This window comes from Niastella sp. (assembly GCF_045805085.1).
In the GTDB taxonomy this organism is placed as follows: domain Bacteria; phylum Bacteroidota; class Bacteroidia; order Chitinophagales; family Chitinophagaceae; genus Niastella.
Map to the genome: position 1 here is coordinate 1 of NZ_JBJMLX010000089.1, position 15,623 is coordinate 15,623.

General features: G+C 43.7%; 14 protein-coding genes and 2 pseudogenes. 5 read left to right on the forward strand and 11 right to left on the reverse strand.

Annotation, left to right across the window (positions count from 1 at the left end; translation table 11 throughout):
• Positions 1–302 (forward strand): HAD family hydrolase (locus tag ACJ751_RS04485; protein WP_407744178.1); only part of this gene is annotated, 302 nt, incomplete at its 5' end.
• Positions 303–391: 89 nt separating this feature from the next.
• Here ACJ751_RS04485 and ACJ751_RS04490 read toward each other — a convergent pair.
• Genes ACJ751_RS04490 through ACJ751_RS04505 form a run of 4 tightly spaced genes read right to left on the reverse strand, consistent with a single transcriptional unit; the run spans position 392 to position 3,563 of the window.
• The gene (locus ACJ751_RS04490; protein WP_407744179.1) at positions 392–1,048 is read right to left on the reverse strand and encodes a phosphatidylserine decarboxylase family protein; all 657 of its coding nucleotides are present in this window, start codon (positions 1,046–1,048) and stop codon (positions 392–394) included.
• Positions 1,049–1,101: 53 nt separating this feature from the next.
• Complete coding sequence (locus ACJ751_RS04495; protein ID WP_407744180.1) at positions 1,102–1,737, reverse strand: M949_RS01915 family surface polysaccharide biosynthesis protein; 636 nt, start codon at positions 1,735–1,737, stop codon at positions 1,102–1,104.
• Positions 1,734–2,630: a phosphatidate cytidylyltransferase gene (locus ACJ751_RS04500; RefSeq protein WP_407744181.1), complete on the reverse strand. Its 897-nt coding sequence runs from the start codon at positions 2,628–2,630 to the stop codon at positions 1,734–1,736. The genes ACJ751_RS04495 and ACJ751_RS04500 overlap by 4 nt, the downstream gene beginning before the upstream one ends.
• A gap of 18 nt (positions 2,631–2,648) precedes the next feature.
• The gene (locus ACJ751_RS04505) at positions 2,649–3,563 is read right to left on the reverse strand and encodes a lysostaphin resistance A-like protein (protein WP_407744182.1); all 915 of its coding nucleotides are present in this window, start codon (positions 3,561–3,563) and stop codon (positions 2,649–2,651) included.
• Between the two features lie 84 nt (positions 3,564–3,647).
• On the opposite strand from ACJ751_RS04505, the gene dusB reads away from it, so the two are divergent.
• The 3 genes from dusB to ACJ751_RS04520 all read left to right on the forward strand — a co-directional run bounded on the left by dusB (position 3,648) and on the right by ACJ751_RS04520 (position 6,179).
• A complete protein-coding gene (dusB, locus tag ACJ751_RS04510; protein WP_407744183.1) occupies positions 3,648–4,688 on the forward strand; it encodes a tRNA dihydrouridine synthase DusB in 1,041 nt (346 codons plus the stop codon).
• A 74-nt stretch (positions 4,689–4,762) separates the two neighbouring features.
• Positions 4,763–5,713 carry a M28 family peptidase gene (locus ACJ751_RS04515; protein WP_407744184.1) on the forward strand — a complete coding sequence of 317 codons (951 nt, stop codon included), beginning with the start codon at positions 4,763–4,765 and terminating at the stop codon, positions 5,711–5,713.
• A 40-nt stretch (positions 5,714–5,753) separates the two neighbouring features.
• Positions 5,754–6,179 (forward strand): DUF4870 domain-containing protein, encoded by a 426-nt coding sequence (locus tag ACJ751_RS04520; protein WP_407744185.1) that lies wholly within the window; start codon positions 5,754–5,756, stop codon positions 6,177–6,179.
• A gap of 40 nt (positions 6,180–6,219) precedes the next feature.
• Here ACJ751_RS04520 and ACJ751_RS04525 read toward each other — a convergent pair.
• The 5 genes and pseudogenes from ACJ751_RS04525 to ACJ751_RS04545 all read right to left on the reverse strand — a co-directional run bounded on the left by ACJ751_RS04525 (position 6,220) and on the right by ACJ751_RS04545 (position 11,419).
• Positions 6,220–6,575, reverse strand: a pseudogene (locus ACJ751_RS04525) (four helix bundle protein).
• Between the two features lie 55 nt (positions 6,576–6,630).
• Positions 6,631–7,254: a glutathione peroxidase gene (locus ACJ751_RS04530; RefSeq protein ID WP_407744186.1), complete on the reverse strand. Its 624-nt coding sequence runs from the start codon at positions 7,252–7,254 to the stop codon at positions 6,631–6,633.
• A 6-nt stretch (positions 7,255–7,260) separates the two neighbouring features.
• The gene (locus ACJ751_RS04535; protein WP_407744187.1) at positions 7,261–8,643 is read right to left on the reverse strand and encodes an aldehyde dehydrogenase; all 1,383 of its coding nucleotides are present in this window, start codon (positions 8,641–8,643) and stop codon (positions 7,261–7,263) included.
• A gap of 134 nt (positions 8,644–8,777) precedes the next feature.
• Entirely contained in the window at positions 8,778–9,095 is a 318-nt protein-coding gene (locus ACJ751_RS04540; RefSeq protein WP_407744188.1) for a hypothetical protein, read from the reverse strand.
• A 989-nt stretch (positions 9,096–10,084) separates the two neighbouring features.
• Entirely contained in the window at positions 10,085–11,419 is a 1,335-nt protein-coding gene (locus ACJ751_RS04545; protein WP_407744189.1) for a GntP family permease, read from the reverse strand.
• Positions 11,420–11,504: 85 nt separating this feature from the next.
• On the opposite strand from ACJ751_RS04545, the gene ACJ751_RS04550 reads away from it, so the two are divergent.
• Positions 11,505–11,942: a nucleoside deaminase gene (locus ACJ751_RS04550; protein ID WP_407744190.1), complete on the forward strand. Its 438-nt coding sequence runs from the start codon at positions 11,505–11,507 to the stop codon at positions 11,940–11,942.
• Positions 11,943–12,084: 142 nt separating this feature from the next.
• Here the strand turns inward: ACJ751_RS04550 and ACJ751_RS04555 are convergent, their stop codons facing one another.
• Together ACJ751_RS04555 and ACJ751_RS04560 are read right to left on the reverse strand one after the other, a co-directional pair.
• Entirely contained in the window at positions 12,085–13,587 is a 1,503-nt protein-coding gene (locus tag ACJ751_RS04555) for a SusD/RagB family nutrient-binding outer membrane lipoprotein (RefSeq protein WP_407744191.1), read from the reverse strand.
• A 10-nt stretch (positions 13,588–13,597) separates the two neighbouring features.
• Positions 13,598–15,623 (reverse strand): annotated as a pseudogene (locus tag ACJ751_RS04560) (SusC/RagA family TonB-linked outer membrane protein); the annotation flags it as partial.

Genomic DNA, 15,623 nt, shown 5'->3' on the forward strand with positions numbered 1-15,623 from the left:
TAGAAACCTGTAATCTTTTGTCTTTAAAGTATTCAGGTATCGATAGTTTTTTTATTGAGGTCATTACTTCTGAAGGAAGCAGTCTCGTAAAACCCAACAAAGAGATCTTTGATTACGCCTTTCAAAAAGCAAAAGCGTTACCGGGAGAAAGTATCATGATCGGCGATAATATAGAAGCAGATATCCAGGGCGCCATCAATGCCGGCATCGACCAGGTGTATGTAAACCACCTTAACATTGAACCATCAATAAAACCTACCTATACGGTGTATTCACTGAAGGAACTCGAGAATATATTCTAAAAAAAAGGTGGGTCACCCTTGGCGGGTGGCTCACCTTTTAAATATGTAGTAGGGTGAGCGGCTCCGCAAAAGCAACCCACCTTTTTTAATTATACAGTAGCTATCACAGTTACCCCGTTCTTTACCACCTCCTGCAGCTTCACATTCACTTTGGTACCCAGTGGTAATAACATATCTACACGGCTGCCGAATTTAATAAAACCCATCTCAGTGCATTGATCTACTTTTTGACCAACGCTCAGGTAGTTTACAATTCTTTTGGCCAGGGCGCCGGCAATTTGTTTTACCAGCACTTCGCCTTTAGTATAGCGGATCACCACTGAATGACGCTCATTCTCTGTTGATGATTTGGGATGCCAGGCTACCAGGAATTTTCCTTTATGGTATTGATTATACACCACTTCACCGGCAACAGGCGTTCTGTTCTGATGCACATTGGCCGGACTCATGAATATAGAAACCTGTAATCTTTTGTCTTTGAAGTACTCTTCATCATACACTTCTTCAATAACCACCACTTTACCATCGGCAGGTGCAACCACCAGGTTACTGCCCTGGGTGAGTTTGCGATTGGGCACCCGGAAGAAAGAAATAATGAATAATACTAAGCCAAGAGTAAGTACAAATATTAACCAGGTTAACCAGGCCATAGAAGGACTGAATAATCGAAACGATGCCAGGTTAATCACAGCAAAAATTATCGCGCTGATCAATATACTCTTATAGCCTTCTTTATGGATGGTCATTTAAAAATTTTAGGGGTTAAAATTACAAAATAGTCCCGCACTACGGGTAACAATTATTTAACAGCCTTTGAAACGCCGAATTTGTTCCATTGCTTGTTGGCAAACTCCAGAAATTCCTCAGGCGCCGCTTCAAACCTTTTTTCTACCACTTTTTCGCCGCCCAGCTTTTCCGTTCCTTTTACAACGGTGGTAGTTCCCTTTATGGTGTACAGTTCTTTTCCTTCATAAAACACCAGTTTCTTTTCTTCAGGGCCGGCTTCTGCCTTACATCCTTTGGTAAGAACAAAACCTACTTCGGCAATGCCATCATTGTCAAGGTCTGTAATAGAAAGGGAATTGCTAAAAAAATCGCACTTTACCTCAAAAGCACATTCCTCCACCACTTCACTTATTTTCCATATTTCCTTAAACGAATCTTCCCCGGTTTTTATGAAGTGATACGCAAATATTTTTGCGCCGCGGGTGGCATCGTATACGTTCGACCAGTAAATGCCGGTTTGAGTAAGTATCACAACATTTTCACCCCGTTTATCTTTCCAGTGCTTGCCATCTTTTATTTTGCCTTTGTATAATTTTTTATCAATCATACCAGGCTTGAATTCCAGCAAGGGCACAGGCGTTTCCCTCGGGGCAGCGGTACAGCTTAATAAGGTGTAGAACAGGATACTGATTAAAAGATGAAATTTCATTTAAGTGCCAGTTGAATATATAACCAAACAAATGGGATCGCTAATAATAATGAATCAAACCGGTCTAAAAAACCACCATGTCCGGGCATAATATGCCCACTGTCTTTCACATTGGCTACCCGCTTTAATTTGCTTTCTACCAAATCACCGGCGGTACCTACAACCGCAGCAATGGCAGCAATGGCAATCCAGTGTATTACATGATAACCATTGGCAGGCGCCGTAAAATAACCCAGCAACGCAATTACCACCACACACAAAATAGCGCCGCCCACCGTACCCTCCCAGGTTTTTTTGGGTGAGATCTTTGAAAAAGGCGTTTTACCGATCAATGATCCAACAATGTATGCCATGGTATCATTGATCCAGATAGAAAAGATCAAGGCGCAGGGAATCAGTTTGCCCCAGTTATCCATTGAAATGAACATACCTTCTTTGGTGGGTGGAATAAAAGAACAACGCAGGTCCATCATCAACCCCCAGCTTAAAGAAATGTATAGTAACCCGATTGCACTATAACCGATATTCTTTGGTTTTATTTCTTTGGCAAATAACAATTCAACAATGGGTAGAATGAACAGGCATAACAAACCAAGGAACCAGCCTATCTCATGCAAGTGCATGCCAAAAAATCCAAACTGGTCACTGGTAAAATACAACATGATGCACCACCCTGCCAATTTCACGCCATATTTATGAAAAGGAGTAATGGTAGTATAATCAGGATCAATAAGCCCAACCAGTTTCTGGTATTCGGTCCAGCAGCCAAAATGAATAATAGAGAACAATACAAAAAAGCTCCACTGGTTCCATAGCAGGCCGGTAAGCATCACTACTACAAACACCGCTGCGGTAAGCGATCTGGTCTTAAATGTTTTTACATTGAGCGCCATAGGCGAAAGCACTTATTTTTATGCTATGAATTGATTGGTAGAAGTAAGCTCGTCTGTTTCGTATACTTTGGAATACGTAACCGTAGATTGTTTTTGAAAATACCAAAGTATGGCCCATACCACAATACCACTGGCCACTGCAGCCAGTACAGGCGTTTGCGGGTTCTTTTCAACATATTCAGGCGCATAAGAGGCAGCGATCACCTGCACCGCATTGTTGGCAAAATGCGCTATCATGCTAGTATAAATACTTCCGCTGAACCAGTAAAAAGCGCCTAATACAATCCCCAGGAACATACGAGGCAAAAATCCCGAAAACTGAAAGTGTAAGGCAGAAAACAAAACAGCTGTTAAAATAATGCCCACCCAGGGATTGCGGGTTAATTGTATCACTATCCGTTGCAGCGCCCCCCTGAAAAACAGTTCTTCCCCAACAGCCGGCAACAGGGCAATAATCAAAACATTCAACACAATATCCCAAACACTTTTTACTTTAAGAATGGCTGTCAGTTGTTTAACAGTATCTTCCTCCATCCTGGTTAAGGTCTCGGGCAGTGGGATCAATTCATTCAGATGGCCCAGCCAGATAACAAAAGGCATGGCCATTAACATGCCCAGGATGGCCAGGATGTACATATTCGTTTTTTCAGCATTCCTGAAACCTAAAAAATAGCCATAATTACCTGAGAAAGTGAACCGTGCGAATAAAAATGGTGGCACTATGAATAACAGGATAGAAGAAATTGCCTGTATTAATTTCATTACATTGACCATCCGTGGATCGTTCAGATCGAGGCCTTTTTTAAAATCAATGCCACTCATTGAGTAAACGATCAGGGAAAATGCCCCTGCTGCAATGAACATTATGCAAAAGACTCCAAGCAAAGCCCCTAATTGCGACCAGGGTGATTTTATACGTAAATGACGGCTCATAGGCTGGTGTAAACAAAGATTAGTATGTAAATTTGCAGCTTTGCAAATCCTTGCAAAAGCTGCAAGATAACTAACAAAATCAACATGGTACGAATCGCTGACATCACGCTTCCTGATTTTCCCCTTCTTCTGGCGCCCATGGAGGATGTTAGCGACCCGCCATTCCGCTTTGTTTGCAAGCAAAACGGTGCCGATTTAATGTACAGCGAATTCATTTCCAGTGAAGGATTGATCCGCGACGCCATCAAAAGCAGGGCAAAGCTTGATTTTAACGAATTTGAACGCCCTTTTGGTATCCAGATCTTTGGCGGTGATGAAGAAGCTATGGCCCTGAGTGCCAGGATCGTAGACACAGTTCAACCCGACCTGGTAGATATTAATTTCGGCTGCCCCGTAAAAAAAGTGGTGAGCAAAGGGGCAGGCGCCGCCGTTTTAAAGGATATCGACACCATGGTACGCCTCACATCGGCGGTAGTAAGATCTACTTCCTTACCCGTTACGGTGAAAACCCGCCTCGGCTGGGACGATAACAGCAAAAACATTGAAGAAGTGGCCGAACGCCTGCAGGACGTTGGCATTAAGGCCCTTACCATACATGGCCGTACCCGTGCCCAATTGTACAAAGGCGAGGCCGACTGGACCCTGATCGCCGCCGTAAAAAACAATCCCCGTATTCACATCCCTATTTTTGGTAACGGCGACATTGACACCCCGCAAAAAGCACTTGAGTATAAAAACCGCTATGGCGTTGATGGGGTTATGATTGGCCGTGCAGCCATCGGTTACCCCTGGATCTTCAGGGAAATAAAACATTATTTGCAAACCGGCGAAATGCTTCCCCTGCCCACCATTGAAGAACGGGTGGAAATTTGCCGTACCCATGCCCATAAATCGGTTGAATGGAAAGGTGAGATCGTGGGTATTTTGGAAATGCGTCGCCACTATTCCAATTACCTGAAAGGGTTGTCGCACGTTAAGGAATTCCGCAACCGGCTGGTAACGGTAAAAACATTAGCCGAAGTGGATAGCATCCTGAACGAGGTGAAAGAAAAATTCAGCGGCATTGTACTGGAACGCCAGGTTATTTCTTTATCGGACGACCAGTTACCTGCCTGCGCCTGTTAAGCAGCACTTTATAATATTTCCGATATATGTTGAACCATATTATTTCCGCTGGAAAAAAATTAACCAGAGCGGCAATGGCGGTACTGACCATTGTTGCGGTTACTATTGTGCTTACAGGTTGTCCGCCCCGGAACGAGACAAAAAAGAATAAGGCTGCCAAAAGCAATCTGTTGAATAATATCGACAGCACCACCCTCATCAATCACCTGGCATATTTATCATCAGCAGCCATGGCGGGCAGGGAAATAGCCACACCGGGCAACCAGCTGGCGCGCGAACATATTGTGCATACTTTTGATTCTCTCCAAATTGGCAAAACCGGCGACTCCTATTTACAGCCCTTTCCTTTTGGCCACGAAAATCAACAAGGCACCAATGTGATCGGTGTTATCAAAGGCAGTCAATACGAAAATAATTATATCGCCATCACGGCGCATTATGATCACCTGGGGGTGCGCAATGGAGATATCTATTACGGAACCGATGACAATGCATCCGGCACTGCTGCTCTGCTAACCATGATGGCGTATTTTAAACAACACCCGCCCAAACACTCCCTGATCTTTGTTGCATTCGACGGGGAAGAAAAAGGCTTGTTAGGATCAAAATATTTTGTTTCTAATTGTCCCATCCCGTTAGCAAATATTATGGTAGATGTGAATATGGATATGGTAAGCCGTAACGACAGCAACGAGATCTTTGCCACCGGTATTTATCATTATCCAACATTGAAAAAGTATGTCGACAGCATTCAGCCTTTTACGCCCGTTTTCATTCGCTATGGGCACGATGGGCAAAAAGCAGGCGCCGACGACTGGACCAATCAATCAGATCACTTTCCTTTCCATCAAAAAAATATCCCATATCTGTATTTTGGCGTAGAAGACCATCCCGATTACCACCGCCCCAGTGATACATTCGATAAAGTGAACAAAAGCTTTTATTACCAGGTTTGCACCATGATTACGGCGGTAACTGCGCTGTTAGACCAGGCTTATAATCCCTCGGAGGGTTATGCGCATTGATGTTTCTTTGTTATCTTAACGGCCAAATAACCCCTTTTCTATGGATACCCGCGAAAAAGACATCCGTACCTGGTCAATGCTTTGTCATTTATCCGCCCTTGCCGGTTTTCTTGTGGGCCTGGGAAATGTATTAGGGCCACTGATTGTATGGCAAATAAAAAAGAACGAACTGCCGGAAATCATCCCGCATGGAAAGGCATCAGTGAACTTTCAGCTCACCCTCCTGATAATCGATATAATTGCCAGTCTTGGCTTTTTTGCGTTCATAGGAAGCAACTTTATTTCATCTCCCTTTCCCTTTGGCGGCAGAAGCAGCACATTCCCATTCTTTGGTGGATTTATTGCAGGCGGAATTGTTTTCACTATAATTAATATCCTGGGTCTGGTATTTACGATTATTGCCGGCGTAAGAGCGAATAATGGAGAAGCTTATAGTTATCCTTTTGCTATTCGGTTTGTGAAGTAATTGGCAGAAGGCAAACGGCAGAAGGCAGACAACAGCTTCGCTAATTTGTGTTGTCTATCATTTTTGAGATGATTGCGAATGTATAATTAAGATATTCATTAAGATCAGTTACTTGGTCAGGCTTGATGAAACCAAGCTGTAAGGCTAGTTCAAATTGGGTGTCTATCTCAACATATGAGCTACGGCTTATTTCATAAAATCTCTTCTATCAGCTGGTGGTTTTCGCGCAGCCCCTTCTGCTATATTACTGCAGACAGAAACGGCTGCTCTTCGCAATTGTGAAACTAGCCCGAACCGTTCATCTGCAGGAAAATTGCTCGTTAGCTTATAAACTTCTTTTACCAGGCTTATAGCTAGCTGATAAGCCTTCATTTTTTTGTGCCCCAGACTTAGCATAATTCCGTTTTAGGATAAATAAATTATGCTATAACCATTGCCTTTACCTGTATTTCTATTGTTTGCCGTCTGCCTTCTGCCGTCTGCCATCCATACCAATTGCCTTAACAACCGCCTCACTTAAAGGCAAAACCGAAGGATCAAAATAATGCGTTAACGTCCCTTGCTCATCGATGAGGTATTTTGAAAAATTCCAGGAAGGGGCTTTTTCATTCCAGCCATTCTTTGCTTTATTGGTCAGCCATTTAAAAATAGAGTTCTGGTCGTTTGATTTAACTACCACACTTTTTTTGGCCAGGGGAAAGGTAACACCAAAGTTGATTTTGCAGAACTGGGCAATGTCACTGTCACTACCCTTTTCCTGTTCTTTAAAATCATTGGCGGGAAAGGCAATGATCTCCAACTGATTGTTAAACTGTTGATACAACTTTTGCAGATCGTCGTACTGGTTGGTATACCCACAATTACTGGCGGTATTCACCAGCAGTATTTTCTTTCCTTTATAGGCGTCTAAGGGCAAGGTATTGCCATTACTAAGCGGTACCTGCAGCGAATAAATAGATTCAGCAGGCTGAACGTTTTTATAGTTGGTAAAAACCTTCGTATTGCGGCCCATCAGTTTTGTAAAGGCGATCCACAATGGGTAAGCAATTTTAAAAAGTCGTTGCTTGACTGTCATAATAAATTATTTTACCACCCATTTAAACAACTTCAACCTTCCTTTAAATGGGGGGTATTTGATTGCCGGGTCAAACCAGGTGGGCGTTTTCATTATCGATTTGGCATTACTAAACACCTCAAAACTGTATTTGCCATGATACTTGCCAAAGCCGCTGTTTCCGCGGCCGCCAAATGGCAGGTGGTGATTGGTAAAATGCCAGCCTGAATTATTTACGCAGCCCCCACCAAACGGCACCGATTGCAACCATTCTTTTTCTTTTTTTGTATCTGCGGTGTAAATATAAAACGATAAAGGATCGGGATTGTTTTGAATAATTGCTTTTGCTTCTTCCAGGGTATTAAACGTGAGTACGGGTAAAAACGGACCAAAAATTTCCTCTTTCATCAGGGGCGCATCCGGTGATACATTTTCCAGGATGGTAGGCTCAATGTACAACTGGCCGATATCATGATGGCCGCCATGTACAATGGTACCCTGACTTAAATAACCAATAATGCGCTGAAACTGCTTTTCATTTATGATCTTGCAGTAGCTATAGCTTGCTGCCGGGTTTTCAGAATAAAATGATTCAATAGCTTTTTTCAGCGCAGCGATCAATTCATTTTTTTTGGAAGTATGTACCAGAATGTAATCTGGCGCAATACACATTTGGCCGGCATTGGCAAATTTTGTGACGGCAATGCGGCGCGCCGCCACCTGAATATTAGCATCGCTTTCAACTATACACGGACTCTTCCCACCCAGCTCCAGGGTTACCGGCACCAATTGCGACGCTGCCAATTGATAAATGCTTTTGCCAACAGCCGTGCTGCCGGTATAAAACACATGGTTGAACCGGAAGGTATTCATCAGGGCAGGCACTACCTGTGCACCATCCCCTTCAACATATAAGATGTATTCCTGCGGGAATATTTTACTGATAATATCGCTCATTATTTTGGCCGTGGCAGGCGCCAGTTCAGAGGGTTTTAGCACAACACAATTGCCTGCTGCAATAGCCCCTATCAATGGCGCAAACAATAATTGAAATGGATAATTCCAGGGACTGATAATAAGCACCACGCCCAATGGCTCCCGCATAATATAACTGGCAGAAGGCAGGTTAACCAGATTGGTAGGCACTCGTTGAGGCTGCATCCAGTGGCGCAGATTACGCAATGCCATGCTAATATCTGCCATTACTACGCCCAGTTCGGTGACCCAACTTTCCTCTGCACTTCTTTTCAGGTCTTTATGCAAAGCATCGAACAACGGTTGTTCATATTGCTGAATGGCCGATTTTAACTGTTGTAATTGTTGTTTACGAAATGCCAGCGTTCGCGTAGCGCCGCTTTCGTAAAAAGACCGCATGGCTTGCAATTGTTGCTTCAGTAAATCAGGGTTCATATATATACTGTTTACCCAATAATATGATACAGGTAAGTTACACATTTCGGGTGAAGCAATAGGTATATTATTAACCCTAATACCCAAATAAAAGAAAGGAGCAGCTTGCCGGACCTACCCCTTTCTGATGAGGGTTAAATAGCCACTACTGGTGTCACATCTTCGTTTTGCAATGGCGGGGGCTGCCGGCTTTTCATTACATAACATGCTTCTATGAGCGCTTCTATTTTTTCGTATAAATAAAAGTGATTGCTGCGCTCGAGCGGTTCACTTGAAATGCTGTTAGGGCTCGATACAACTTCTACCAGCCAATTCCATAATTGATCACGAACATCATTTAAATGAAAGCACTCAAAAAATTCTTTAAAAACCAGGAGTGGATTTTGTTTTTCTTCTTCAGTTAAGCGCATTGGCTGATTGTGCCAATACGGGTGGTTATTACAGGTTCGCATACATTAAGTTTAAGATGGTTTTATATTTTTAAGAGTTCACAGCGAACGGATTTACAGATCTTCCAATACACATAAATATTCCCTGGCCTTATTTAATACAAAGCTTGTAATATGCTTATTGTAGGCCTTAAAACAGACCTCAGCTGAAAAACATATAAAATATTGCTTAACGGTTGAAACTACAGCATAAACAACTTTGAATAATTAAGAATAGTATATACTATTTTCGGTAACCGGTGCAAGATACCATCTGGAGTAAGCGTGCGCTGTTATGTGCTATTGTAAGTATATAACGGTTACCACTATTCTCTAATTCTCCGCTCTCATTTAACAATCCTAAATTATATCAATTCTCCCGGTCTCCCAAATTTCTTAGCAACTTTTTTCTCTAGTTTTACAATTTTTTTCAATTCATTATTGAAAGTAGAATCAATTACAAGAAAAGAAGCGGCTATAACGCCTTAGCCAATGCGCTTACTTTGTATGGGGACAAACCGGATGATCCTGAAATTGCTGTGTTATGGAGCGCAATGTAGAACCGAAGTTAGTCGATTGAAGGCAGCAATAGTGGTCAAAACAGGCAAATTTCTTCGCAAATCCTCTTAGGATCCTTCGGGATTGCTCTTAGGCTTCTTCGCAAATTTGCGAAGAACTTGCGAAGAATTTGCGAAGAAGCCTAAGCTCTGTCTTTGCTCAGTCCCGCAGAAGGTTGGTAGTATGCTAAGTTGAAAGCCAAATGTCCCAAGAGGTTTCTAAGTTTAGGACGAGGCAGGACACTTCCGAAGAAATTGTAATATAGTACAATACTAAATTAACAGGCCAAAATTGCACTAAACAGCAACCAACAACCGATACACCTGTGGTATCATAAGATGCTCAAATTTCGCATCAAATGAGATTTTTGAAGCCGGATACCATTGCAAAACTATTACGTTTTTCTATAACGCTCTTGCAAATACGCTGCGTATTTAATACTCTAAACAACTATTTTACATCATTACAAGCGATAAAATATACACTACGCCCAAAGTAGTTAATCCCATAAATAAAGTAGCCAGGGTATATACCTGTAACATGGAGCGCATATCCAGCCCGGAGAATTTTGCAATCACCCAGAAGTAGGCGTCATTGGCGTGTGATAAAGTCATGGAACCGGCGCCCATTGATAAAACGGCCAGCAACCTGCCGGTTTCTGAATCGAGCCCCAGGGCGGGCAATAAAGGTTGGATAATGGACGAGGCCGTAATAATAGCCACGGTAGATGAACCTTGCGCGGTTTTAAGTATTGCCGTTAACAAAAACGGGAACAGGATACCCAATGTCTGCAGGTTCACAGCATTGCTCACGTGCTGCCCTACCTGCGTGGCGGCCAGTATAGCGCCAAAAGCACCGCCAGCCCCAATAATAACCAGAATGCCTCCGGCCTTTTCTGCCGCCTCCTGTAACAGTTTTCCCACCACATTTTTATTCCAGGTACGAACGGCACAAAATGCCAGGATAATACCAATGGCCAGTGCTATTACCGGATCACCGGCTACCATAAATACCTGCTTCCAGGCGGAAATTGTTTTACCGGTCTCGATGGCCAGAAATGATTTTATTCCTATCAACACAATAGGCACCAGCACCGGTAAAAACGAAAGTAATACCGAAGGAGATTTTGTAGTAAGATCGACAACAGGCGCATCTGTTGGTTCAACATTTTTTATTTTCCTGCCGGCATAGCGCGCCCACGCATAACCTACCAGCATGGCCGGAATGGCCACCGCCATCCCTGTTAGAATGAGCTTTCCAAAATCAACACCGATAGCACTGGCCGCTGCGGCGGCGCCAGGATGCGGTGGAATTAAACAGTGCACCGAATATAAACCTGTTGCCAGTGACACCGACATAATGATAACTGAGATGCCTGTTCGCTTGCACAACGATTTATTCAATCCACTCAATACTATGTAGCCTGAATCGCAGAAAATGGGCAACCCCACAATAAACCCGGTTATGCTCATGGCCAGCGGCGCCTGCTTCTCGCCTATCCTTTTTAAGATGTAGGTTGCCATTACCTTGGTACTGCCGGTATGCTCCAGCACAACGCCGAGGGTAGTGCCTAATACAATGATAAACCCAAGGGATTGCATAATGTTCCCGAACCCCTGTTTGGTTACGGTGATAATGTTTGCCACGGGCAGTTGCACACCCAGTCCCACAACAAAGCAGGCGATCAACAAAGCAAAAAAAGCATGGATGCGAAAAACAGCGGTCAGCAAAATGATAATGCCGATTCCCATTACCAAAAAGAGCATAACCTGTGCAAAGGAAGCTGTCATATGCCAATCGTTAGCGTGATTATTATCTAAGATACGTACCTTGCCTTTGCAAAACAGGTACCCGAGAGTAATTTTTGAAAAAGTTATGAACGACGAACACTATATGCAGCAGGCGCTGAAGGAAGCGCAGAGGGCCTTTGATGATGGCGAAGTGCCGGTTGGCGCCGTAGTGGTGATGAACAACCGCATTATTGCCCGCGGCCATAACCAGGTAGAGCGGTTGAACGACCCTACAGCCCATGCCGAGATCATTGCGCTCACTTCCGCTTTCAATTACCTGGGCAGTAAATATTTACCTGAAGGTTCAATTTATATTACGGTTGAGCCCTGCCTCATGTGCGCCGGGGCGCTTTACTGGAGCAAGATCAGCCGGATAGTTTGGGGCGCCGATGATGAAAAGAACGGTCACAAACGAATCACCGAACCCAACTGGCCCTTTCACCCCAAGACTGAAGTAACGAAAGGCATATTAAAAGATGAGTGCGCTGAGTTAATGAAAAGCTTTTTCAGAAGTAAGCGGTAATTAATCGTGAAACGGCAAACGTGAAACGTGAAAGGTTCGCGATTGTTAAAACTAATACACGAACTTGCGCCGCCTGCAATTTATTGCCGTTTGCCGTTTGCCGTTTGCCGTTTGCCGTTTGCCGTTTGCCGTTTGCCGCAATCTATTGATCCCACCACACCCGGCCATTCAGATCGTCTTTTCCGCCCAGGGAAGGTTGTGAGGATATAGCTAAACGGTAGTTATCGCCATTTATATTTTGTTCCTTTACAGGGTACGCCTGTCTTCTGGGAATAGGAATATTGCCATTATTCGGCGCAGGCGTTAATGCAGGAAACCCCGTCCTGCGCCATTCTGCCCAGGCTTCATATCCATTCGCATACAAGTGTAACCAACGTTGGTAACCGATCTTTTTCAAGGCATCGGTACTATTGTACGCTACCTCTGGCTGCGCCTTGTAAGCCGCCAGACCTGTTGTATCACCTGCATCAGTAGCAGAATAAGGGACCCTTTCTATCTGTTTGTCGATGGAATCTACATAAACCTTGAAGCTTTGTCTGTTCCATTGTCTTATGGATGCTTCTATGCCTGCATCATAGTTGGCTTTTGCATCTGCATCACCACCAGGTAACCAGGTTAATTTATTGGCTTCGGCTATAGCAAACAAAACCTGTGCATAGGTAGTGATATAAGTGGGTGCATTTTGTGCACGTACATGCACACCAACGAAAGACACAGAACCGGGTGGAATGGCGCCTACCGCATTACCATCTAATCCATAGGGAACACCCACATAATCGTTACTGCTATTTACATCGGCAAATATTTTAAGCCGCGGGTCATTCAAAGGTTTCATATAATCAACAATCGTTTTACTGGCCCAATACCAGAGACGGTTCTGCACACTGGCCACAAAATACCAGTAATTCTGGTTGGCTGCTTCCGCCAGGTGCACATATACGGCATTCTGATTGTTATCGGTAAACACCCCGCCATTCAATGCGTCGGTAAATTCCGCTTTGCCTTTGGCTGCATCTGCCTTTGATAATCGCAACGCCATTAGCAACCGCATAGAATTGGCAAAACGTTTCCAGTTGGCCATATTACCACGATATAAAATATCACCCGTAACGGCATTGCCATTATCTATTTGAGCCGCTGCTTCTTTCAGCTCTTTTATAAGATCGTAATAAATATCTTTTTGCTTGTCGTACACGGGTGAAAAATTTTCTTTTCCATTCAACGCATTGAAGTAAGGAATATCACCCCAGCGGTCGGTCATATGCCAGAAGAACCAGGCTTTTAAAATGCGAGCCACTGCTTTTTGGTTATTGACAGATCCTTCATTCACATCGAAGGTTTGGGCATTTAATATGGTTTGTAAATTCTCCAGTGGCTGGGTGTACAGATCATAAAAATCAAAATTCACTACCGTATATCGCGAGTTATCGGTATATGGTTTTTCCGACCAGTGCTGCACATATAAATTGCCGGTAACCGATTCAATTGTATTTGCCATCTGGTTAATTGAATAGGTCAGCAACTGCGCATTGGATGGCTTTGTGGGCACGTTTGGATCAACGTTTATATTGTCGCTGAACTTGGTACACCCGATCCCAATAACCAGCCATGCAATCACGAATTGTATAGAGAGTAGTTTTTTCATGTTCGTTTTTTTAAAAGGAAACATTCAGGTTAATCCCATATGAACGGGTAGTAGCCAGCTGACCGGTTTCCAACCAGTTAAAGGAGGTAGCGCCGGTTGCCAGCTCGGCCGGGTTCAACCCTTTGGGCGCTTTTTGCCAAATCATAAACGGGTTCCTGGTAATAAAGGCCAGGTTCAGGCTTTTAACCGGCAGCTTTGCAATATTTGCCTTTGAAAAAGTATAGCCCACTCTTATCTCACGCATCCTGATATACGAAGCATCATACAACCATTCTTCATAGATCTTAGTGCCCAGGTTATTGCGGTACCAGGTCCTTGCATTTACAAATGCTGTTACTTCCTGTTTTGAACTATTGGAGATCCCGTTGATCTTCAGTCCCCCGCCATCGGTCAGGGGATCACGAATGTTCTTCCCGTTCTCATTCATTACGGCAGTTTCAGCCGCCTGTCCGCTTTTAACGGCCAGCATTTTTGTCCAGCTAAAGAACTGTCCGCCTTTTTGAAAATCTATTACCGCACTCAGATCAAAGTTTTTCCAGGTGATGGTATTTTGCCAGCCACCGGTGAACTTGGGCAGCACCGTACCAAAATTGTGATTGGTTACATACATGGGCATGTTGTTGGCATCGAGTAATATTTTACCGGTTGCCGAATCGCGCATATAAGCATTACCAACAATTGAACCGAACGATTCATTCACATTCGCCAGCAAAAACATATCTACACTGGAATAGCGGTTCTGATCGAGGATCAGTGAGTTAATACCGGGGTACAACTTCGTGATCTTATTTTTATTCCGGGCAATGTTAAAACTGCTTGTCCAGGTAAGGTCCTTCATTCTTATTGGCGTACCGCTCACAGTCAGTTCAATACCTTTGTTCTGAATATTCCCTGCATTGATCACATATTTCGAGTACCCGCTTGCCCCTGATACATCGAGGTTCATAACGGCATCGCGGTTTTGTTGGTAATACCAGGTAAAGCTGAACCCAATGCGGTCCTGCAAAAACCGCATATCCAACCCGGCTTCATAGGCGGTACCTAATGAAGGTTTAAGATTGGGATTCTTTAAAGTATCAGGCACATACATAGGGAAATTGCCGCTATAGGGTTCCTTGAGAGCAAATGAGTTGGTGGTTTGATAAATATCTATATCTGAACCGGCCTGCGCAAAACTTGCCCGTATTTTGCCATAAGAAATGGGCGCTACTTTTAACAGCTCACTGAATACCATACTCGCTGAAACCGATGGATACAAATAAGCATTGTTATTGTCTGGCAACGCCGATGAAATATCCCGCCGCAAGCTGGCATCAATAAAGTACGTGTTATTATAACCCAGGGTAACCGCCCCATAGGCGCTTCTTACCTCTTTTCTCTTTAAAACATTTTTCACCAGCGGCCGGTCGAGCGAGTTGGTGATATCATAAAAACCGGGTGAAACAAAACCGCCTTGTGTTTCTTCTCGCAGATAGGTATACCGTTGGGTCATTAAATTTCCACCCAGGTTGGCGCCCAGGGTAAAATGACCAAACTCTTTATTATAGGTAGCAAGGAACTCATAATTCATTTCTTTCGATTCATACTTACCGATCCAGAAGGAGGGTACCCCGCGACCGCCTTCTGCATTTCTGCCATCGAGGTTTTGAATAAAACCATCCTGGCGTACAAAGCCATTTATTTTTAAGCCGGGTAAAATAGTATACGATACGCCTACATTGCCAAAGAACCGGTCGCGCGAATCGTGTGAAGGATTCTCATATGCATCAAAATAAGGATTGTTCCAATCTATAGGACTTGTTCTGCTTGTGTACATCCCGTTCTTAGGAGCGGAAACATTCCATTGATAAAAGGTGCCATCTGCGTACTTGTACTGCTTTAATTTATTCATATCCAGGTTACGCTGAAACCACTGGTACATGTTGCGTGAACCCAGACTTTGATAACCCTGCGAAGGCCGCTGTGCCTTGTTATTCGCATAGTTCAGCGTAGTGCTTATTACCAGTTTGGGGTTAACCGTTAGCGAACCGCTGAAA

Coding starts and splice junctions, on each gene's coding strand:
- ACJ751_RS04490 (WP_407744179.1), bottom strand. CDS start 1,048: ATGACCATCCATAAAGAAGGCTATAAGAGTATATTGATCAGCGCGATA.
- ACJ751_RS04495 (WP_407744180.1), bottom strand. CDS start 1,737: ATGAAATTTCATCTTTTAATCAGTATCCTGTTCTACACCTTATTAAGC.
- ACJ751_RS04500 (WP_407744181.1), bottom strand. CDS start 2,630: ATGGCGCTCAATGTAAAAACATTTAAGACCAGATCGCTTACCGCAGCG.
- ACJ751_RS04505 (WP_407744182.1), bottom strand. CDS start 3,563: ATGAGCCGTCATTTACGTATAAAATCACCCTGGTCGCAATTAGGGGCT.
- dusB (WP_407744183.1), top strand. CDS start 3,648: ATGGTACGAATCGCTGACATCACGCTTCCTGATTTTCCCCTTCTTCTG.
- ACJ751_RS04515 (WP_407744184.1), top strand. CDS start 4,763: ATGGCGGTACTGACCATTGTTGCGGTTACTATTGTGCTTACAGGTTGT.
- ACJ751_RS04520 (WP_407744185.1), top strand. CDS start 5,754: ATGGATACCCGCGAAAAAGACATCCGTACCTGGTCAATGCTTTGTCAT.
- ACJ751_RS04530 (WP_407744186.1), bottom strand. CDS start 7,254: ATGACAGTCAAGCAACGACTTTTTAAAATTGCTTACCCATTGTGGATC.
- ACJ751_RS04535 (WP_407744187.1), bottom strand. CDS start 8,643: ATGAACCCTGATTTACTGAAGCAACAATTGCAAGCCATGCGGTCTTTT.
- ACJ751_RS04540 (WP_407744188.1), bottom strand. CDS start 9,095: ATGCGAACCTGTAATAACCACCCGTATTGGCACAATCAGCCAATGCGC.
- ACJ751_RS04545 (WP_407744189.1), bottom strand. CDS start 11,419: ATGACAGCTTCCTTTGCACAGGTTATGCTCTTTTTGGTAATGGGAATC.
- ACJ751_RS04550 (WP_407744190.1), top strand. CDS start 11,505: ATGAACGACGAACACTATATGCAGCAGGCGCTGAAGGAAGCGCAGAGG.
- ACJ751_RS04555 (WP_407744191.1), bottom strand. CDS start 13,587: ATGAAAAAACTACTCTCTATACAATTCGTGATTGCATGGCTGGTTATT.